The 20464-nt window shown below is 62.8% G+C and carries 19 protein-coding genes; 11 read left to right on the top strand and 8 right to left on the bottom strand.

The window, feature by feature from the left end; translation table 11 throughout:
* Positions 1–43 precede the first annotated feature (43 nt).
* Complete coding sequence (locus BACI9J_RS21550) at positions 44–946, top strand: universal stress protein (protein WP_159736170.1); 903 nt, start codon at positions 44–46, stop codon at positions 944–946.
* Between the two features lie 22 nt (positions 947–968).
* Positions 969–2474: an APC family permease gene (locus tag BACI9J_RS21545; RefSeq protein WP_159736169.1), complete on the top strand. Its 1506-nt coding sequence runs from the start codon at positions 969–971 to the stop codon at positions 2472–2474.
* Between the two features lie 81 nt (positions 2475–2555).
* On the opposite strand, the gene BACI9J_RS21540 is transcribed toward BACI9J_RS21545, so the two are convergent.
* A complete protein-coding gene (locus BACI9J_RS21540; RefSeq protein ID WP_159736168.1) occupies positions 2556–3110 on the bottom strand; it encodes a hypothetical protein in 555 nt (184 codons plus the stop codon).
* A 103-nt stretch (positions 3111–3213) separates the two neighbouring features.
* Between BACI9J_RS21540 and BACI9J_RS21535 the strand changes: the two genes are divergently transcribed.
* Entirely contained in the window at positions 3214–3597 is a 384-nt protein-coding gene (locus tag BACI9J_RS21535; protein WP_159736167.1) for a VOC family protein, read from the top strand.
* A 53-nt stretch (positions 3598–3650) separates the two neighbouring features.
* On the opposite strand, the gene BACI9J_RS21530 is transcribed toward BACI9J_RS21535, so the two are convergent.
* Positions 3651–4100, bottom strand: coding sequence for a DUF5997 family protein (locus tag BACI9J_RS21530; protein WP_159736166.1), 450 nt, complete (start codon positions 4098–4100; stop codon positions 3651–3653).
* Between the two features lie 33 nt (positions 4101–4133).
* On the opposite strand from BACI9J_RS21530, the gene BACI9J_RS21525 reads away from it, so the two are divergent.
* Positions 4134–4859 (top strand): LysR family substrate-binding domain-containing protein, encoded by a 726-nt coding sequence (locus BACI9J_RS21525; RefSeq protein WP_159736165.1) that lies wholly within the window; start codon positions 4134–4136, stop codon positions 4857–4859.
* Here the strand turns inward: BACI9J_RS21525 and BACI9J_RS21520 are convergent, their stop codons facing one another.
* Complete coding sequence (locus BACI9J_RS21520; protein ID WP_159736164.1) at positions 4860–5558, bottom strand: GntR family transcriptional regulator; 699 nt, start codon at positions 5556–5558, stop codon at positions 4860–4862.
* A 109-nt stretch (positions 5559–5667) separates the two neighbouring features.
* Between BACI9J_RS21520 and BACI9J_RS21515 the strand changes: the two genes are divergently transcribed.
* Genes BACI9J_RS21515 through BACI9J_RS21500 form a run of 4 tightly spaced genes read left to right on the top strand, consistent with a single transcriptional unit; the run spans position 5668 to position 11265 of the window.
* On the top strand, positions 5668–6426 hold the full coding sequence (locus BACI9J_RS21515; RefSeq protein WP_159736163.1) for a LamB/YcsF family protein: 759 nt from the start codon (positions 5668–5670) through the stop codon (positions 6424–6426).
* A 47-nt stretch (positions 6427–6473) separates the two neighbouring features.
* Positions 6474–7823 carry an MFS transporter gene (locus tag BACI9J_RS21510; RefSeq protein ID WP_159736162.1) on the top strand — a complete coding sequence of 450 codons (1350 nt, stop codon included), beginning with the start codon at positions 6474–6476 and terminating at the stop codon, positions 7821–7823.
* 6 nt (positions 7824–7829) lie between these two features.
* Complete coding sequence (locus BACI9J_RS21505; protein WP_159736161.1) at positions 7830–9482, top strand: 5-oxoprolinase/urea amidolyase family protein; 1653 nt, start codon at positions 7830–7832, stop codon at positions 9480–9482.
* Between the two features lie 7 nt (positions 9483–9489).
* Positions 9490–11265 (top strand): acetyl/propionyl/methylcrotonyl-CoA carboxylase subunit alpha, encoded by a 1776-nt coding sequence (locus tag BACI9J_RS21500; RefSeq protein ID WP_159736160.1) that lies wholly within the window; start codon positions 9490–9492, stop codon positions 11263–11265.
* A 19-nt stretch (positions 11266–11284) separates the two neighbouring features.
* On the opposite strand, the gene BACI9J_RS21495 is transcribed toward BACI9J_RS21500, so the two are convergent.
* The gene (locus BACI9J_RS21495; RefSeq protein WP_159736159.1) at positions 11285–12532 is read right to left on the bottom strand and encodes a D-arabinono-1,4-lactone oxidase; all 1248 of its coding nucleotides are present in this window, start codon (positions 12530–12532) and stop codon (positions 11285–11287) included.
* Between the two features lie 127 nt (positions 12533–12659).
* Between BACI9J_RS21495 and BACI9J_RS21490 the strand changes: the two genes are divergently transcribed.
* Positions 12660–13664 (top strand): LacI family DNA-binding transcriptional regulator, encoded by a 1005-nt coding sequence (locus BACI9J_RS21490; RefSeq protein ID WP_159736158.1) that lies wholly within the window; start codon positions 12660–12662, stop codon positions 13662–13664.
* Here BACI9J_RS21490 and BACI9J_RS21485 read toward each other — a convergent pair whose 3' ends face one another.
* The 3 genes from BACI9J_RS21485 to BACI9J_RS21475 form a co-directional block, all read right to left on the bottom strand.
* Entirely contained in the window at positions 13665–14660 is a 996-nt protein-coding gene (locus BACI9J_RS21485; protein ID WP_159736157.1) for a bile acid:sodium symporter family protein, read from the bottom strand. It abuts the gene before it with no gap.
* A 151-nt stretch (positions 14661–14811) separates the two neighbouring features.
* On the bottom strand, positions 14812–16308 hold the full coding sequence (locus BACI9J_RS21480) for a SulP family inorganic anion transporter (protein WP_159736156.1): 1497 nt from the start codon (positions 16306–16308) through the stop codon (positions 14812–14814).
* A gap of 23 nt (positions 16309–16331) precedes the next feature.
* Positions 16332–17438 carry a GTP pyrophosphokinase gene (locus BACI9J_RS21475; RefSeq protein ID WP_159736155.1) on the bottom strand — a complete coding sequence of 369 codons (1107 nt, stop codon included), beginning with the start codon at positions 17436–17438 and terminating at the stop codon, positions 16332–16334.
* 110 nt (positions 17439–17548) lie between these two features.
* Here BACI9J_RS21475 and BACI9J_RS21470 point away from each other — a divergent pair, with 110 nt between their 5' ends.
* Complete coding sequence (locus tag BACI9J_RS21470) at positions 17549–18370, top strand: alpha/beta hydrolase fold domain-containing protein (protein WP_159736154.1); 822 nt, start codon at positions 17549–17551, stop codon at positions 18368–18370.
* Between the two features lie 40 nt (positions 18371–18410).
* Positions 18411–19346, top strand: a complete 936-nt coding sequence (locus BACI9J_RS21465; protein WP_159736153.1) for a carbohydrate kinase family protein — start codon at positions 18411–18413, stop codon at positions 19344–19346.
* A gap of 27 nt (positions 19347–19373) precedes the next feature.
* Here the strand turns inward: BACI9J_RS21465 and BACI9J_RS21460 are convergent, their stop codons facing one another.
* Positions 19374–20435, bottom strand: a complete 1062-nt coding sequence (locus BACI9J_RS21460) for a glutathione S-transferase family protein (protein ID WP_159736152.1) — start codon at positions 20433–20435, stop codon at positions 19374–19376.
* Positions 20436–20464: the final 29 nt, after the last annotated feature.

The raw sequence follows: 20464 nt of genomic DNA, 5'->3' as shown, positions 1-20464 counted from the left end.
ACGTTTTAGCCACCACCCGGTTCACCAAAGGAAAGGGACCACCATGCGCTACGTAGTGGGTTACACCGCCAACGCGAGGGGGCACGACGCCGTTCACCTTGCTGTTGCGCTTGCCCGGAACCACGATGCCACCCTGGACCTGGTCCTGGTGATCCCGGAAGATTCCCCCTTCAACGCCGTCTACCCTCCTGAGGCTGGCTACAACGACATCCTCAATGAGCAGGCTCAGCGGTGGTTGGACGAAGGCCTCGCCCTGGTTCCGGCCGACGTGACAGCCCGCGCCCACATTCGCCGTGGTGACTCAGAAGCGCAGACGCTTATAGACGCGGCCGTGGAGATGGACGCGGCAGTCTTGGTCATCGGCGCAAGCAACGGTGGCCTGTTCAAGCGCTTTACTATCGGCTCCGTGGCGAGTTCGCTGCTCCACTCATCGCCGGTACCTGTCGCCTTGGCGCCGCATGGTTACCAGCGCACAGATCCGATCACGCGCTTGAGCTGCGGCTTCGGGACGCGGCCGGGCGCCGATGAACTCCTCGACGTCGCTGTTGAGTCCGCGCGCGATCGCGGCCTCCCCCTGCGGTTGGTCTCCCTGTTGGCGCTCGACGGCGGTAACTCGCCCGGGCTCGCCGACGCCGCCTGGATGCATGCCGCCGACCGCCTTGCCGCCGTCGGCAGTGCCGCTGCAGGTAGTCCAGCGGCCGGGACTGCGGCCGAAGCGGTTGGTGCCGGTGTGCCGGAACCGGAGATCGTCGTCGGGCAGGGCCGCACCATCGAAGAGGCCGTTGACCGACTCGACTGGGAAGACGGCGAAATACTGCTGATCGGCTCCAGCCGCCTGGCCCAGCACAGGGCCACCTTCCTGGGCTGCACCGCCAACCGGATCCTGCGTGCCCTGCCCGTTCCCATGATCGTGGTCCCCCGCGACTTCACGCGCCACAGCGCCTAGCCATCGCCTGAAAGGCAAAACCATGTCAACTGCACCAAAGACGGTCCAGTCGAAAGAATCACCAACCCTGAGTGAAAAGGGCCTTAAAGCGGGCTCGGTGGGCCTGATCGGCGCCGTCGTGATCGGTGTTTCCTGCATTGCACCCGCCTATACCCTGACCGCGGCCCTCGGCCCTACCGTGTCTGAAGTGGGTGTGCATCTGCCCGCGATCTTCCTGGTGGGCTTCATCCCCATGCTGCTGGTGGCCCTCGGCTACCGCGAACTGAACAATGCCATGCCCGACGCCGGAACCTCCTTCACGTGGGCAACGCGTGCCTTTGGTCCATGGATCGGCTGGATGGGAGGGTGGGGGCTGATCGCGGCAACTATCATTGTGCTGTCCAATCTGGCCGCCGTGGCCGTGGACTTCTTCTATCTAATGCTGGCGCAGATTTTCAGTAACCCGGAATTGGGGGAGCTCAGCAAGGTCCTGCCCCTGAATATCGCTACCACGCTGGTGTTCATTGCCTTGGCTTGCTGGATTTCATACCGGGGCATGGAGACCACCAAGGGCGTGCAGTACGTGCTGGTGGCCTTCCAGTTGCTGGTTCTGGGTTGGTTTGCCGTATCAGCGTTCGCTCACGTAGCCAACGGAACGGCGTTCGACGCCACCGCCATCTCGCCGGACTGGTTCAATCCGTTCGCTGTTGATTCCTTCTCCTCGTTCGCTGCAGGTGTGTCCCTCTCGATCTTCATCTACTGGGGCTGGGACGTCACCCTCACCATGAACGAGGAGACCAAGAACCCGGAGAAGACCCCGGGCCGTGCAGCAACCATCACTGTGCTGGTCATCGTCATCATTTACATGACCGTTGCCTTGGCCACCTTGTCCTTCGCGGGTGTAGGTGAGACCGGACTGGGTGCCGGCAACCCGGAGAACCAGTCCAGTATTTTCGCCGTGCTGGCCGGTCCGGTGATGGGCCCGTTTGCCATCCTCATGTCCCTGGCCATCCTGAGCAGCTCCGCAGCGTCCTTGCAGTCCACGTTTGTTTCACCGGCCCGCACCCTGCTGGCCATGGGCCACTACCGTGCCATCTCGCCCAAGTTCGGCAAGATCAGCCCCACGTACAAGTCGCCCAGTTTTGCCACCATTGCCGCCGCGATCGCTGCCGCTGCGTTCTATGTGATCACCCGGACGGTGTCCGAGAACGCACTGTGGGACACCATCACCGCCTTGGGCATGATGATCTGCTTCTACTACGGCATTACAGCCCTGGCTTGCGTTTGGTTCTTCCGGGCCGAGGCCTTCCGGGGTGCGCGGGCGTTCTTCTTCAAGTTCCTGGCGCCGTTGGTGGGCGGTGTGATCCTGCTGGTCATGTTCGTCAAGACCGCTATGGACTCACTGGATCCGGAGTACGGCTCGGGCTCATCGGTGGGCGGCATCGGCTTGGTGTTCGTGCTGGGAATGGGCGTAATCCTGCTGGGCGTGGTGGTCATGCTGGTGATGTACCGGCTGCGTCCGGAGTTCTTCGAGGGCAAGGTTCTCTAGTTCTCTTGCTCCCCTTCTGCCTCCGCCTCCGCCGAGATGGCACTTAATGCCAATGTTGCTCGCTGGGATTGGGGTTAAGTGTCATCTGGGCGCGGGGGCGGGGACTCCCGCTGCCCGTTCGGCTGTTGCCAGGGCTTCGGCCAGACGCTCGACGGCGGCGCGGTAGTCGGTCCCGGCTGTGATCTTGCAGTATTCGGCCTCCCGCATGGCGCGGGTCAGTGCCGCTGTTTCGACGGTCCGTACGTCCGTCATGGCCGGAAAGTCGATGGTCCGCGCAGGATCGAGCTCGTATTGCTGCCACTGCTCCAGGATGCTTTGGTGGCGGGCGGCGTCGTCCGGGAAACCAGCACGACGGCGGGGCTCAGCTGCGTGGATCCGCTCCACTTTGCGGATGCTCAGCAGCGTCCCTGCAGCGGTGGCCAGTCCGACGAAAATCATGATGAGACCGGCCGGCGGCCCTTGCACCGCGGGGACGAGGATGGCGGGCGCTATGACCACCAGCCCTCCGAACACGTCCCAGAAGATGCCATCCGGCTCCGGGCCGCGGCCGTAGGTCAGTTTCCTGTGCAGGACATACGTGGTTGCTGCGGTTGCTAGAACCAGGGCAACACCCCACAGGAGCATCATGGCGGGCATCGGACCACCTCCAAGCGAATTCGCTGCTTTGAATTCAGTATGCGCCAGTGCCTGCATGGGCGCGAGGGGTTATGTTGTGGGACCGGGGCGTAGCCTAGGCACCATGAGACTGAAAATGTGCAGCATCCACGTCAAGGACCCCGCTGCAGCCCATGTTTTCTACACGGAGACGCTGGGTTTCGAGACCTTGATGGCCATGCCCGAGTACAACTTGTTCATCATCAAGGATCCCGGCGCGGAGAACAGCAGTTCCCCAGGGCTTCTGCTGGAACCCAGCGACAACCCCATCGCGTCCAACTACATGAACGCCCTGCATGAGTCCGGCCTGGCAGCCATCACCTTCGGCGTGCCCGACGTTCAGGCTGAGTATGAGCGGTTGACCGCCGCAGGTGTGACGTTCCAAGGCGAACCGTCCGAGGATCCCTCCGGCGTCAGTGCGGTTTTCGACGACGGCTGCGGGAACTTCATCCAGCTCCACCAGGACTGAGCTTAAACAGTTGTGGCCGGGACCCGTTGGTCCCGGCCACAACCTGCTAAGTCTTACGCGTGATCGCGCTTGGAGGTCTTGGGAGCATCGCGCTTTGCAGCGGCGTTGTCCCGGGCTTCCTTAGTGGCGGCCTTCTTGGCAGCTTCATCCTTGACGCGCTGCGCCTCAGAGCGGACAGCTGCGTGCGTGGCGCGCTCGGTAACCAGCCACTGCGGCGGAGCCTGCAGCAGCTCGGTGATTTCCGCCGTCGTGAGTGCATCCTCTACGCCGCCGCGGGCGAGGCCGCTGATGGAGATGTTGAGCTTCTGCGCAACAACCGGGCGCGGGTGGGGGCCATTGCGGCGCAGCTCGGTGAGCCACTCCGGCGGGTTGGCCTGAAGTTCTGCGTATTCTTCGCGGGAGATGGACGAATCCTGGAACTCCTGGGGTGTCGCGGGCAGGTAGATGCCGAGTTTCTTGGCAACTGTTGCCGGCTTCATGGACTGGGAGTTCGAGGACGTCATGCTTCAAGGGTATCTGGCCGGTACTGTGAGTGTGTGCCAGACGCTGAAGAATCCGCCGAAACAACCGAATCCCTAGCAGGTCTCCGCTTCGCCTACGTTGCGGGTGTGACGCCTGGGAAGTGGATCCGGCGCTGGGAAGAGCGGATGCCCAACTACCCGCTGCACTCGTTCATGTCCGACGACGCCGCCCAGGTCTCGGTGTTGCGGGACGGTTCCGCTGACCTGAGCTTTGTTCGGTTGCCCGTGGACCGCGAAGGCTTGAACGTCATCCCCTTGTACGAAGAGCAGCCCGTGGTGGTCGCTCCGAAAGGGCATGAGATCTCCGTGTTTGAGGAAGTGGCCCTGGATGATCTATCCGAGGAGAACTTCCTTGATATTGACGAAATGGGCGGGCCGGACATGGCCCTCCAAGTGGTTGCCTCCGGTGCCGGCCTCGCCATCCTGCCCATGTCCGTGGCCCGTCACCTGAACGTCAAGGACACGGTAATGCGGCGCCTTACCGGCGCTCCCGGAACGCAGATCGGCTTGGCCTGGCTTGTTGGCACCGATAGTCCCGTAATCGAAGAGTTCATTGGGATCGTTCGCGGGCGGACGGCTCAGAGTTCACGCCAACCTTCAGCCCAGCAGGAGAAGCCCAAGAAGGCACCCAAACCGGATCGCCGCGGTGGGGGTCCCAAGAAGCCCGCGGTTGCGCAGCGTTACGCCCCCAATCCGGACAAGGGCCGTGGCAAGGGGTCACGCAAAAAGGGTAAGCGCTGACTACTCGCCGTGGATGGCTGTCTGCTGCTGCTCTGACCGGTTGAGGTAGGCAAGGAGAAGGTCCCCGGCAGACTCGAGATCGCCCCCTTCCAACGCTGAGCAGATCTGCTCATTTTCCTTCAGCCAATCGCTGTAGAAGTGGGCGTTCATGGTGGCTTTGTGGAAGTACAGCCGCATCTCCGCCAAGATCTGCGCCATGATCGTGTTCAAGCGGTTGCTTTCCGCCAAGGCCACAATTGCCCCGTGGAAATGCTGGTTCGCGCTGCCCAGCCCTTCATTGTCTTCAGCGGCCGCTGCCCGCTTGCCTTCCTCGACGGCGGCCCTGACGGCGGCAATGCGCTCAGGCGAGCCACCGGCACGGATAGAGCTGACTTCGATTGCGCGGCGGACTGTGTAGACGTCATGAATGTCGCCTGCTTCGAGGGTGGCTACAAAGACACCCTTATTGGGCTGGCGGAGGAGTAGCCGTTCACCGGCCAGCTCGGCAAAGGCTTCGCGCACGGTGTTCCGTGAGACGCCCAAATCCTCGGCAATGGTGGCTTCGGTCAGCTTGGCACCCGGCACCAGGAAGCCCTCGGCCAGTTGATACCGAAGTTCTTCGGCCACTCTCTCGGCAACGGACGGAACCCTCATTCGCACCCGGGCCCGCGCACTATCAACGCCGGCATGCTCGCTTTTTTCCTGATCTACACCGGCCATGACACCAAAATTACACGATTGCCGAAAATTAGGATCGCTGGATTGTTGAACAATCCGGCAGATTAGTGCATTCTGGATGTAACGCTCATCACGAGGCAGGGATCACATCATGGCAACCATCGACCTGAACAGCGACGTCGGAGAATCCTTCGGCCGCTGGACACTCGGTGACGACGAGGCCATCTTTAGGTCCGTGTCCAGTGCCAACGTTGCGTGTGGATTCCACGCTGGTGATCCCAGCGTCATCCGCAGCACCAGCCAAAAGGCGGTCAAGGCCGGCGTCGTTATTGGCGCCCATGTTGGCTACCGCGATCTTGCTGGTTTCGGCCGCCGCTTTATGGACATCGATCCTGTTGAACTGGCCGATGACGTGGTCTATCAGATCGGCGCACTGCAAGCACTGGCCGCCACTGCCGGCGCCAGTGTCCGGTACGTCAAACCCCACGGTGGCCTCTACAACGCGATCGTCAAGCACACGGCCCAGGCGCGTGCGGTCGTTAATGCCGTGAAATCGGTTGACCCCAACCTTCCGATCCTTGGCCTCCCCGGTTCCGAGGTCCTGCGCCTCGCTGAGGAAGCCGGCCTTCGCGGCGTCCCTGAGGCTTTCGCCGACCGCGCTTACAACCCTGACGGAACGCTTGTTTCGAGGTCGCAGCCGGGTGCCGTTCTCCACCGCCCCACCGAGGTGGCCGAACGCGTCCTGCGGATGGCCACCGAGCAATCCGTCCGGGCCGTTGACGGCTCCGTTCTGAAAATCCGCGCGGAGAGCATCTGCGTGCATGGTGACTCACCCGGAGCCGTGGCAATGGCTACCGCAGTGAAGTCCGCTCTGGACGACGCCGGCGTAAGTATCGGCTCGTTCCTTTAGCTCCATCAAGGCTCCGCACCACATCCCTCATCCCCCCGGAGGACATCATGACCAGCACCAACAACACAGCCAAGGCAGTGACAAGGAAGCCACCGCCCGGTGCCATCAAAGCGTACGTGGCCAGCCTCACCGGAACATCGCTTGAGTACTATGACTTTGCTATCTACTCCGTGGCCTCAGCCTTGGTGTTTCCCAAGATCTTCTTCCCGGGCAACGACGAATTCGTGGCGCTCATTCTGTCCTTCTCAACATTCGCCGTAGGCTACTTTGCCCGTCCGATCGGCGGCGTCATCTTCGGCCGGCTCGGAGATAAGATCGGCCGCAAGTACGTCCTGGTCTTCACGTTGCTGCTTATAGGCCTGGCCACCGTGCTCATCGGTGCGTTGCCAGACTATTCGGTACTTGGCATCGCGGCGCCGATCATCCTCGTGTTGTTGCGCTTGGCGCAAGGCATTGGTGTTGGCGGGGAGTGGGGTGGCGCGGTGCTGCTGTCCAGCGAATTCGGTGACCCCAGCAAGCGCGGCTTCTGGTCCTCAGCGGCCCAGATCGGTCCGCCCGCCGGTAACCTCATGGCCAATGGCGTCCTCGCCATTTTGGCTGCTTCCCTGAGCGAACAGGCCTTCCTCTCCTGGGGTTGGCGCGTGGCATTCCTTGCTTCCGCCCTGTTGGTGGTGTTTGGCTTGCTCATCCGCCTGAAGTTGGAAGAAACGCCGGTTTTCAAGGCCATTCAAGCCAAGGGAGACCGTCCCAAGGCTCCTATCAAGGAAGTCTTCACAACTCAGCCGAAGGCATTGATTGCCGCCTCGCTTTCCCGAATCTGCCCTGACATCCTTTACTCGCTGTTCACCGTGTTCGTGGCTGTGTACGCCACCAAGGAACTGGGCATGACCACGGGCAACGTGCTGTCAGCCATCCTGATCGGCTCTGCCTTCCAGCTCTTCCTGATCCCGTTGGCCGGCGCCTTGACGGACCGCTTCAACCGCCGCTGGGTTTATGGAATCGCGGCCGCTGCAACAGCTGCCTATATGCCGGTCTTCTTCCTCATGATTCAAGGAAAGTCCGTGGCCATGCTGATCGTGGGCACCGTGATTGGTCTGGCCCTTCACGCCTTCATGTACGGTCCGCAGGCAGCCTTCATCACTGAGCAATTCCCGGCAAGGCTCCGCTACGCCGGCAGTTCGCTGGCCTACACCTTGGCCGGTGTGATCGGCGGCGGATTTGCCCCGGTGATCTTCACCCTCCTCTATGGCGGCGGATCCGGTGGCTGGTACCTCATTGCCGGCTACATCCTTCTGGCAGCCATCGTCACCATCGTTGGCATGCTCCTCGGCCGCGATCCGGAGCCTGAAGAAGATGTCCGGCTCATGCAGGGAACGCACGCTCAGCCGGCGGCGTAGCAAACAATGGAAACCGTGATGCACACCGCCACAGCCAAAAGGGTTCGCTCCGTCAGGCCCGTCGGCACCCGTGCCGTCCTGGCTGAACTGGATGGGCTGCAGGATGTCCTCGCCCTGCAGGACATGCTCAACAAGGCCCCGCTTCCCGGGCAAGTGGATGTTCTGGCCGCCGCCGAAACGGTGATGGTGGTCGGCGAATCCGCAGCCGCAACCCGCGCCATAGGCGCGCGGCTGCTGGAGCTGGAGTTGATGGCACCGCAGGTCTCTGACTCCGGGCTGGTGGTCATCGATACCGTGTACGACGGCGACGACCTCACCGATGTTGCAGAGCTCACCGGCCTGAGTGTTGAGGGCGTCATTGCCGCGCACACGGGCCAGATCTGGACGGTGGCCTTCGCGGGCTTTGCGCCCGGATTCGGCTACATGGTGGGCGAAAACGAGGCCCTCACCGTTCCGCGGCGCTCTTCCCCGCGCACGGCTGTTCCCGCTGGATCCGTGGCTCTGGGTGGCCAGTATTCCGCCGTTTACCCCCGCCGGTCTCCGGGCGGTTGGCAACTCATTGGCCGCACAGGTGCAAGGATGTGGGACTTGGACAGGGCCCAGCCAGCCCTTGTCCGGCCCGGCGATCGGGTTCAGTACCGGGCCGTCCGTGAGGTGGTTACCGCCAGTGACTCCCCGGCGCGTGAGCCCGAACCGGAGCGCCACGCTGAATCAGGCCTTCGCATTCTCAACCCGGGTACGCAGAGCCTGATCCAGGACCTCGGCCGTCGAGGCTATGGTCCGCTGGGTGTCTCCGCCGCTGGCGCCTTGGACCGCGCGTCCCTGCGCAGGGCCAACAGGCTGGTGGGGAACGCTCCAACAGCGGCAGCCATCGAATCGGTCAACGGTGGCCTCACCGTGCAAGCCGTTGGTGACCAAGTAGTTGCTGTCACCGGTGCGCCCGTCACGCTGACCATCGAGTCGCCGTCGTGGTTTGAGTCCGACGACGGCGACGTCCAGCCGGGTGCGACGCGGAACGTCCCCATGGCCTCGCCATTTGCGTTGCTCGACGGCGAAGTCCTCACCTTGGGTGCTCCGGAGTCAGGTTTCCGGAATTATGTGGCTATCCGTGGCGGAGTGGACGTGCCTGAAGTGCTGGGTAGCCGCTCGGCGGACACCATGAGTGGGATCGGACCCGCGCCGCTGGTGGTCAGGCAGGTCCTCGCAGCGGGGGACAACACTGCGTCTACCGCGGTTGGTGCGCCCGAATTGCAGCCCGAGTTTCCAGGATCGGGCGTCACCGTGCTTGACGTTGTCCCGGGACCGCGTGCTGACTGGTTCGATCAGGAAGCGCTCGATTCCCTCTGCAGCCAGGAATGGCTGGTCACCCCGCAGTCCAACCGTGTGGGCATGCGCCTGGATGGCACTCCGCTGAAGCGCACGCGGGAGGGCGAACTTCCCAGCGAGGGCACCATGGCCGGAGCCCTCCAGATTCCGCCTGCCGGATTGCCGGTCCTTTTCCTGGCCGACCACCCCATCACCGGCGGTTATCCGGTGATTGGTGTGGTTCGCGACGAACACCTTGATCTCGCCGCGCAAGTGCCCATCGGCGGAAAGATCCGCTTCCGGCTGGTTCCGGATTCCCCAGACTTCACCACAACGAAGACCCCAGAGAAGTGAGTATTTGATGCGCAAGGTCCTGATCGCGAACCGTGGCGAAATCGCAGTCCGCGTCGCCCGAGCCTGTGACGACGCCGGCATCCTGTCCGTGGCTGTCTACGCAGACATCGATGCCGATGCCATGCACGTCGGCGCTGCCGACGAAGCCTTCAACCTGGAAGGAAATTCGCCGGCTGACACGTACTTGAACATTGGAAAGCTGCTCGCCGTTGCGGAGAAGTCCGGCGCGGACGCCGTCCACCCCGGGTACGGTTTCCTGTCCGAGAACGCCGACTTTGCACAAGCAGTGCTCGACGCCGGCCTTGAGTGGATCGGACCGTCACCGGAGTCGATTCGTCAGTTGGGCAACAAGATCACAGCCCGCGAAATCGCTGTCAGGGCCGGAGCTCCGTTGGTTGCCGGCAGCGACGGACCCGTCTCCTCTGCGGCGGAAGCGCGTTCCTTTGCCGAGGAACATGGACTTCCGCTTGCCATCAAAGCTGCTTTCGGTGGTGGTGGCCGCGGACTGAAGGTGGTCCGCGAACTCGCCGAAGTTGAGGAAGCGTTTGATTCCGCGGTCCGCGAAGCTGTTGCTGCCTTTGGGCGTGGTGAGTGCTTCGTGGAGCAGTACCTTGACCGCCCGCGGCACGTGGAAGCTCAGATCATTGCGGACAAACTGGGCAATGTTGTTGTAGTGGGCACCCGCGATTGCTCGCTCCAGCGCCGCCATCAGAAGCTGGTGGAAGAGGCTCCCGCTCCGTTCCTCACCGATACGCAGCGTGAGCAGATCTACGAGGGCTCCAAGGCCATTGTTCGTGAGGCCGGCTACTACGGTGCCGGAACGGTGGAGTTCCTGGTCTCGGCCGATGGAGCCGTGGCCTTTCTGGAGGTCAATACGCGCCTCCAGGTTGAGCACCCCATCACGGAGGAAACTGCCGGTATTGACCTTGTGCAGGAGCAGTTCCGCATTGCGGCCGGGTTGCCGCTGAGCATCACGGAAGATCCGGTGGCCCGCGGACATTCCTTTGAGTTCCGTATCAATGCAGAGGACGTGGGCCGAGGATTCCTGCCGTCCCCAGGGACAGTGGAACTCTTTGAAGCCCCCACTGGTCCCGGTATCCGCTTGGACACGGGGGTCCGTTCCGGCTCATTCGTGGCGCCGCAATTCGACTCCCTGTTGGCCAAGTTGATCGTCACTGGAGCGGACCGGCAGCAAGCGCTTCGGCGTGCCCGGCGGGCCCTGGCCGAAATCAACATCACGGGCCTGGCCACCGTCCTGCCGTTCCACCGGGCGGTCCTGGAGTCCGAAGACTTTACGTCCGTTGCAGGGATGCGGGTTCACACCCGTTGGATAGAGACCGACTTCGCAGACCAGATCCCCGTGGATCCCGACTACAACGTGGTTGCACCGGAAGGGGAACGGCGGACCATCACCGTTGATGTGGACGGCAAACGCCTGGCTGTTGGACTTCCCGCAGACCTTTTGGATGGCTGGGCTCGTTCCGGGCAAGGCATTCCTGCTTACACTGCGCCGGCCAACGGGACCAGTGATACGGCGGGTTCTGCCGCGGGTAGCGGCGACTTTCCAGCCGAGACAGCCCTCGTATCGAGCATGGTCGGGACGGTAGTGAAGTGGCTGGTGGAACCCGGCACTGACGTAGCCGCCGGCGATCCTCTGGTGGTCCTGGAAGCCATGAAGATGGAAACCCAGGTGCCCGCGCACCGCTCAGGTACGCTCTCCGAGGTACTCTCGGCACCCGGTGGCGTGGTTACGGCCGGCGCAGTGCTGGCGCACATCTCCTAGCTGGCAACGTGGGGAGGGGCTAAGACTTAACGGCTACGCCCAGGATGCTGTCCAGCAGTTCGTTGCGGAACTTCCCGGAAGGATCGTTGGCCTGAACCAAAGCCCGGAAGTCCTCAAAGCGTGGGTAGAGTGCGGCGAAGTCGTACTGGCCCGGCGTGAAGAGCTTGCCCCAGTGCGGGCGTGCACCGAACGGACGCAGGGCCTCCTCGAGCTCGGGCAGCACTGCTTCCACCTCGGGCTGCATCGGCTTCCAGGTGAAGTGGAGCGCCACGCTTTGCTGCTGGTAGAACGGGCTGAGCCAGAAGTCGTCAGCTGCCACTGTGCGGATTTCAGAGACGAACAGGAGCGGCGCAAGTTTGTGGGCGAGATCCCGCACAGCCTGAAGTGCGGCCGGAGCCTGGTCCAGTGGCAGGAGGAATTCGCTTTGCAGTTCCTCGCCGTTGCTGGGAGTGAATTCGTGGCGGAAGTGCGGCAAACGGTCCAGCCATTTGCCTGCAACGTCCAGTTGCTCGGTGCAGTTCTCCGCGGACATGTCCGGCAGGGGGTGGAGGGCTGCCGTCGCAGGGGTCGCGCCGAAGAGGTCCGGCAACGGAGCTTCGTTGTCCAGCGCTTTGAGCCAGACCTGGGGGATGGTGTCGCCGGTGTAATCGGTGAAGAAGCTGACGCTGTAAGCGCTCGATGCGATGGCCCGGAAGTTAGCCAACGCGCCTTCCCATACCAGATTGGTGAGGACGCGCTGCCTGACCTCGTAACTCGGGCGGACCGCCAATTCCAGCCCTGTAACAATGCCAAGTGCGCCCATACCCACCACGCTGGCGAGGAATTCGTCGTCGTCCGTTGTGAGTGTCACCAGCTCGCCGGAGGCGCGCACCAAGTCAACACTGACGACGGCGGCCGCCAGGGAGGGGTTGTTGACTCCACTGCCGTGCGTGCCGGTTTGGATAGCGCCCGCCACGGAGATGTGCGGGAGGGAAGCGAGGTTGTGGATGGCGTAGCCCTGTTCTTCAAGCGCCCGTCCCAGAGCCCCGTAGCTGATGCCACCACTAACCTTGACGGTGCTTTTCGCGGGGTCCACCACAACCTCCTGGGGGAGGGCGTCGAGCAGGATGTGGGTTCCGTCGGTATCGGCAACGGTGTTGAAGGAGTGCCGTGAACCGAGGGCCTTGATCCGGGTGGCCTGGGCTACGAGCTCGCGCAGCTGATCCACGGTGGTGGGCCGTTGGACGTCCGCAGACGAGTACTCAAGGTTTCCTGCCCAGTTCTTCATCGAAAATCTCCCGCTTGTATTTGTAGACTCCCGCAATTGTTAACGTTCTCAACTAATTGCGTCAAGAGGTGTCCAGCGCGGCAGCGGATAGAGTTCAAATAATTCGCTGTCTACCAGGAGTCGCAACGTGAGCAAGGGATCCAAGCCCACCATCCGGGACGTGGCCAAGGCGGCGGACGTCTCGCTGACCACGGTCTCCTATGTGCTCTCCGGGCGTCATGGTGGCACCACCCGGATCAGCCAGCCCACGCAGGACCGCGTCCTGGCCGCCGTCAACGAGCTTGGGTATGTGGCCAATCAGGCGGCGCGAGGGATGCGTCGGGGCAAGACGGATGTAGTGGCTGTGGCCATCGGAGACCTTGAGTGGCCGTGGGATCGTGCTCTCGCCACCGCAGCCGCACAAATTCTCCCCGAGCACGGCTACCAACCGGTGATCCTCCTGGGCGATGACTGGCGGAAGTTCACGATGTCCGGCGGCGCCGACGGCGTGATCATCGGCTACTTCCCGGAAGCAATATCCGAGGACCAGACAGTCACCGAGTTGGCCCGCCGCGGTGTTGCCCAAGTGGTCATCTCCGGAACCATGAAGCCGGCAGGATTCGATGTCCTTGCTCCTGAGACTGACTCCGGTCTCACAGAGTGCATGGAGTTCCTCACGGCGTCGCACCGCAGAATCGCCTGCATCCGCAGAGCCGATCCCACCGGACGGCCCAAGAGCCGTTTTGCCGCTTATGCAGCCGGGCTGGAGAAGGCGGGCATTCCCGTGGACCAGACCTTGGTGAGGACGTCACATCACCGCCCGGCCATTGGGTACCAATCGGCCCTGGAACTCCTCCGGTTGACGGACCGGCCCACGGCCATCTTCTGCACTGATGACATGGAGGCGCTGCAGGCGATTCGCGCCGCCTATCGCCTTGGCCTTCGCGTGCCTGAGGATGTTCAGATTGTGGGCGTTGGGAATTCAACCGAGGGCCGGGACTATGATCCCGCTTTGACTACCGTTGGTCCGGACCCGATCTTCGAGCAAGTTGTCCGCATGTTGCTGGATCGACTCGCTGGAACCACGCCTGCGGAGGGCGTCCGGGTGGCCTCGCCGTGGAGGTTGCACCGCCGGGCCACTACTGAGGGCTAGTTAGTCCTTCAACGGCCGCCGTGCCAGCCAAGCTGCCACGATCGCACCGGAGATGTTGTGCCACAGCGAGAACACGGCCGACGGCAGTGCCGCCAGGGGACTGAAGTGCGCGGTCGCCAAGGTCGCTGCAAGGCCTGAGTTCTGCATGCCCACCTCGAACGCCAACGCGCGGCGTGCCTTGTCATCCAGGCGGCCGAGCTTCCCGGCCAGGTAGCCGAGGCCCAGACCGAAGCCGTTGTGGAGGACAACTGCCAGGAACACGATGCCCCCGGCGGCCACGATCTTGCTTGCACTGCCCGCCACCACAATGGCGACAATCAGGGAAATCACGACGGCGGAAGCCCACGGAAGTGCCGGAAGCACCTTCGCGACGAGCTTCGAGAGGAAGAGCCTCGCCAGCAGCCCGGCGATGACGGGCAGCAGCACGGTCTTCACGATGTCCATCACCATGGCACCGGCGTCGATGTGCAGGAACGAGCCTGCCAGGAAGAGCGTCAACGCCGGCGTGACCAGCGGGGCGATCAGCGTGGAGACGGACGCGACAGCAACGGAAAGGGCCACATCACCCTTAGCCAGGAAGGCCATCACGTTGGAGGCGGTTCCCGACGGTGCGCAGCCCACCAGGATCAGGCCCACGGCCAGTTCCGGTGGCAGCTGAAGCAGTACCGCAATGAGCCACCCTGCGCCGGGCATGATCACGTAGTGCGCAACGATTCCCAACGCCACAGCCCAAGGACGCCGGGCAACCGAGGCGAAGTCCGGCGGGGTGAGGGTGAGGCCCATGCAGAACATGATGACGCCCAGCAGGTACGGAACTGCGACGCCCATGGGCTTGAAGAGATCTGGAATCAGGAAGCCGAGAACGCCGGCAACCACCACCAGTAGCGGGAACACCGTGACGGCAATACGCGCAATCTTCGCTTCAGCGGCCAGTGCGGGATTTACCGGCGCAGCAGTTTCTTCGTTCTTCGAGGGGGAATTGGTTGCCTCAAGCATTCATCCATGCTCACACCCGGCAGCCAAGCCGGGCTACTTCGTTACATCCACGCAGAAGAATATGTCAGACAACCCCCGTCCCGTACCCAACTAAGGGACAGCAAACGTCGCAATGAGGCCTCATTAGAACATGTGCTGTCCCCTAGTTGGGTCAGGGGTTGAGCTTTCCGGCAAGCCGCTCGCGCATTCGTATGCTGGCTTCATTGAGCCCGATGAACTCCACTTCACGCCCGTGATTCCGGTACTTCTCCGTCACCGAGTCCAGCACCGCAACCGTGGAGGCGTCCCAGATGTGCGAGCCGTGCAGATCGATGATCACCCGATCTATGCCCTCTGAGGAATCTTTCGCATAGTCGAATTGCGTGTACAGATCATTGGAGGACGCGAAGAACAGTTCGCCGTCCACGGTATAGGTCGCCACAACCTCGCCATTGACTTCAAGCTCCGTCCGCTCAACCGTTGCGAAGTGGGCCACGCGCCGGGCAAAGAGCACCATGGCGGTCAGGACGCCGACGCCGACACCCACCGCGAGATTGTGCGTGGCCACTACAGCGGCAACGGTGATGAGCATGACGGCGGTTTCAGACTTCGGCAGCCGCTTGAGGGTGGAGGGCCTGATTGAGTGCCAGTCGAAGGTGATCAGCGAAACGAAGATCATCACCGCCACCAACGCGGCCATGGGGATCATGCCCACAACATCGCCCAGGACAACCACAAGAACCAACAGGAATACGCCGGCCAGGAACGTTGAGAGCCGGCTTCGAGCCCCTGAGCCCTTGACGTTGATCATGGTTTGACCAATTACCGCGCAACCACCCAGGCCACCGAGGAAGCCGGTAACAATGTTTGCTGCACCTTGGCCCCAAGAGACCCGGGTCTTGTTGGAGCGGGTGTCCGTGATGTCGTCCACCAGCTTGGCGGTCATCAGCGATTCAAGGAGGCCCACCAGCGCCATGGACAAGGCGAAGGGTGCAATGATCTGGAACGTCTCCAGGTTCAGGGGGACGTTGGGCAGGAAGAACCCGGGCAGGCTGTCCGGGAGGTCCCCTTTGTCACTGACAGTAGGGACATCGATGCCACCCACCACGGTCACCAACGTGATGGCAACGATCGCTACCAGTGGCGCGGGAATGGCGGTAGTCAGCCGGGGGAGTCCGAACACGATCACCAAGCCCACAACTACAATGGGATAGACCATCCAGGGCACGTTGAAGAGCTCGGGCATCTGGGACATAAACACCAGGATTGCCAAAGCATTCACGAAGCCGATCATCACGGAGCGCGGGATGAAACGCATGAGCTTGGTGACGCCCAGGACGGCCAGGATGATCTGGAAAACGCCCGCCAGAATGATGGTGGCAATGAGGTAGTCGAGCCCATGCTCCTTCATCACCGGTGCAATCACCAGGGCCACAGCACCGGTGGCGGCGGAGATCATGGCCGGGCGGCCGCCAACCAAAGCAGTGACCACACCCATGGTGAAAGAAGCAAACAACCCGATGCGGGGATCCACGCCGGCAATCACTGAGAATGCGATTGCCTCGGGGATCAAGGCCAAGGCCACCACGAGCCCCGCGAGGGATTCAGTCAGCAGTCGGCGGGGCGAGCGGAACGTCGCCCGCAGTGACATGAGTTGCTCGGGAGTCATGGGTCCTTATGGTGCAGTTGTTCCTAGAGCGCAGTCTGGCGGTAGCGCTCAATCTGCTTCAGACGCCGCTGGAGGCTGTCGCGCCGCGGGTGCGGGACGACGTCGGGCGCCTCAGCAGTGAGATCAATGTGTTCGGTTCCGTACTGCCACAGCAGGAGGTCATCCAGTAGGCGGTCCGGGCCGGGGGAATAGCGGTGATCCAGGGCCTTGCGGACCTCGGTGATCCGGTTGGCGCTGAGCAACCCGGCAAGCTCCACGGTCTTGGTGAGTCCGTGGGCGGCAAGCAGTTCGGCAGCCCATCCCCAGTCATCATCAACTTTACGGTCAACGTGCGGCAGAAGCGTACGCCAGACGTCGCGGACCCGGTTGGGCGTCAGGGGCATGCCGCCATCACCTTCGAGGGCCCAGTAGCCCCGGACTTCCTCATACCGTTCGTGAAGATCGGCGAAGGCGCTCTCCACGGTCTCCAACATGGCTGCCGTGGCAGTGAACTGGCGGTCGAAGTGCGGCGTCCAAGCGCGGGGGTCTTCGGCCTTGAAACGGATGTCGTGCTCGATCTCGCTCCAAGCGTGCGCAAACACGGTACGGATCTGGCACTCGAAGAAATAGCTGCCATTGGCGGGCATGTCCGGGTTGAAGACGTGCTGGTACTCCTTCACGGCCTCGTTCTGGATGGTCCGCAGAATGAGGTGGCGGCTGGAGTAACCGTAGGTTCCGGACTCGATGGAGCCGATGTCCTTCTCGCGATCGCCGCGGCAATCAAAGAGTTGCCGCTGACGCTTGATGATGTTGGCCACCGCTGCGTTTTCCGCCGGAAGTTTGGTGATGACACGGATGCCCACCATGTCATTCAAGGTGCGGAACGGATCCGGGAACTTCAACATCCGCGGCCCGCCCGGCTCCAAAGGATCATCCGTGCGGGAAATCTTTTCGCGGAAGGACTCCACGGTTTTGGTCCGTCCCGTGACAAACAGGGGAGTCACCTCGGCGTCATTCAACATGTCCCGCAAAGTCAGCAGCACATCCCGTGTGACCCGCTTCAGTGCAGGGCGAACACGCTCATAGAGCGCCACATTCGCGTCCACTGCGTCCCGTTGAGCCTGGTCCAGGCTGTCCCAATTGCTTGCCATGCCCCCAGCTTACGGGCCGGGTCCGACACTGAACCGAGCCACCCGCCGTCGGGGTGCCTCTAGCCAAACTTCCGAATCGTCACGATAGGCTCAGTACAAAGGAGGGCGCAATGTTGCGGCACAAGTACAGCTACGGCGAACACCCCAGCCAATGGGGCGAACTCTTCATACCTGAACCGTCCAACGGAAACCATCGCGGCGCGGCCACAGTAGCCGGCGGAGTCGCCGTTGTGATCCATGGCGGTTACTGGCGGTCACAGTATGGCGCGGAGCTGGGCGAACCCCTTGCGCGGGACCTCGCAGCGCACGGCATTACCGCCTGGAACCTCGAGTACCGGCGGGCCGGCAACGGCGGTGGTTGGCCCCATACTTTCGAGGACATCCTCGCAGGAATCGACCATCTGTCCCATATCGCCGGGGATCACGACCTCAAGCTCGGCAAAGTGGTGGCGCTGGGCCACTCGGCCGGTGGCCATCTGGCCGTCTGGGCTGCGGGCCGGCAGAAGCTGTCCTCCATTGGAACGCCCGACGCCGATCGTCAACTTCAGCGCGGACCGGAGGACAATGCTGTGCACCTGACCGGCGTGGTCAGTCAGTCGGGCCTGCTGAACCTGGCGGCGGCGGAGAAACTGAACCTCAGCAACGGCGCAGTTTGTAACCTCATGGGCGGCGACTCCCATAGATTCCCCAAACGGCATAAATACGCCGACCCCATGAGTTCATTGCCTATCAACGTCCCCGTTTATGCCGTTCATGCCACGGATGACGACGACGTTCCTGCGAGCCAGTCCGAGGCGTACGTCGCGGCGGCAACGGCGGCGGGAAGCGCGGCGCAACTGCTTCGAGTCCCCGGCGACCACTTCGACCTCATCGACCCCAAAGCGGTGGCCTACAAGAAATGCCGCGAATTGGTGCAACGGCTCCTCTCGTAATTAGTGTTGGTCAGGGCCGGCCTCTGGCAGAGTTGTCCCCATGCTTACAGTCATTGGTGAAGCCTTGGTGGACGTCGTTCAGCGGTCCTCGGGAATTGAGGCGCACGTGGGCGGGAGCCCGCTCAACGTTGCCGTGGGCCTGGCGCGTCTGGATCACCCGGTTCAGTTCATCGGGCGCTACGGTCGGGACACTTACGGCGATTCCGTTGCTGCGCACCTGCGTTCGAGCTCGGTAATGGTCCCGCTTCCGCCGGATGAGAAGCCAACCAGCGTGGCCACCGCGCAGATCGACGACGACGGCGCCGCTACCTACGTTTTCGACCTCGCCTGGGAGCTGCCCGGGCTCGCCGGACGGTTGCCGCTCATGCTGCAAGGTTCCACCCTGCTGCACACCGGTTCCATTGCCACCTTCCTGGAGCCGGGCGCCGCGGAGGTGATTGCCGCCGTCGAGCATGCCCACCCGGGCAGCACCATCAGCTTCGATCCCAACTGTCGGCCCAGCATCATCACCGATGTTGAGTATGCGCGAGCCCAAGCCGAACGCTTTGTGGCGCTTTCCGACGTCGTGAAGGCCTCGGACGAGGATCTTGAATGGCTGTATCCCGGGGTTGATCCGGTGGAATCTGCGCGCCGCTGGCTGTCCTTGGGCGGGGAGGAAGGCCCGGCTTTGGTGGTGGTGACTCGTGGGGCGCTTGGTCCGTGGGGCATCACCCGGGCAGGTGAATCGCAGATTTCAGCCCCGGCCGTGGACGTGGTGGATACCGTGGGTGCCGGGGACTCGTTCATGGCAGGGCTGTTGTCCGCCCTTGTGGATCATGGCTTGGACGGCGCGCAGAACCGGCCCGATCTCCGGGCCATGCCAGTGGAGACGCTGGCCGCCATCATGGATCACGCCACCCGCGCTGCCGCCGTAACGGTGTCACGCGCGGGCGCGAATCCGCCCACTCGGGCTGAGCTCAACCACGGAGCGGCATAAACAGGGGCCCGGCGCGGGCGTAACGGCTTAACCGGCCCCGTGCCCTTCGGCCACCTCTTCGCCGGCCTTCACCGGTCCCGGAGGAGTGCCCTCACCGAACGGACTTCCGCCCAGCGATTCCCGTCCGTGATCGGTGAGCCAACCGGAGAGGTCCGGGCCCACGGGAACGATCTTGGTGGGGTTAATATCCTCGTGCACCATGTAGTAGTGCTGCTTGATCTGCACAAAGTCGATGGTGTCCCCGAAGCCCGGTGTCTGGAACAGGTCCCTGGCGTACGCCCAGAGTGCCGGCATTTCGCTGAGCTTGTTCCGGTTGCACTTGAAGTGGCCGTGGTAGACGGCATCGAAGCGGGCCAAGGTGGTGAAGAGCCGCACGTCAGCTTCCGTGATGGAATCACCCACCAGGTAACGCTGACCGCTCAGCCGCTCCTCCAGCCAGTCCAACGCAGTCCATAGCCGGTTGTAGGCGGCCTCGTATGCCTCTTGGGATCCGGCGAAGCCGCACCTGTACACACCGTTATTGACCTCGGTGAAGACACGCTTGTTGACCTGGTCTATTTCCTCGCGCAGGTGCTCCGGGTACAGCTTGGGTGCTCCGGGGCGGTGGAATTCCGTCCATTCAGAGGAGAAGTCAAGCGTGATCCGGGGGAAGTTGTTGGTGACCACTGCTCCGCTGGGAATGTCCACCATGGCGGGAACGGTGATGCCCCGGGGATAGTCCGGGAAGCGGCGGAAGAAGGCTTCCTGCAGGCGCTCGATGCCAAGTACGGGGTCCTTGCCGCCGGGGTCCAGATCGAAAGTCCAGGACCTTGCATCGTGCGTGGGCCCGGGTTGGCCAAGGCTGATGACATCCTCCAAGCCAAGAAGCCTGCGCACGATCACGGCGCGGTTGGCCCAAGGGCAGGCTCGCGCTGCGATCAGCCGGTAACGGCCAGGCTCTACAGGCCAACCAGGCTCACCGTTGGGTCCGGCCGCACCGTCACGGGTGATCCTGTCCTCGATGTAGTTGGTGTCCCGGGTGAACTCGCCGCCAGTGACGTAGGCCCCGCGGGTGCTGTGTTCTTCGACTTCGCTGGTCTTCTCACTCATGCCTTCACACTATGCCGCGGTCCCTGAAC

Origin of the sequence: Arthrobacter sp. 9V (assembly GCF_902506065.1) — a bacterium.
GTDB lineage: Bacteria > Actinomycetota > Actinomycetes > Actinomycetales > Micrococcaceae > Arthrobacter.
The sequence above is the reverse complement of the archived record's forward strand: the minus strand, read 5'-3'. Positions and strand labels throughout refer to the sequence as shown.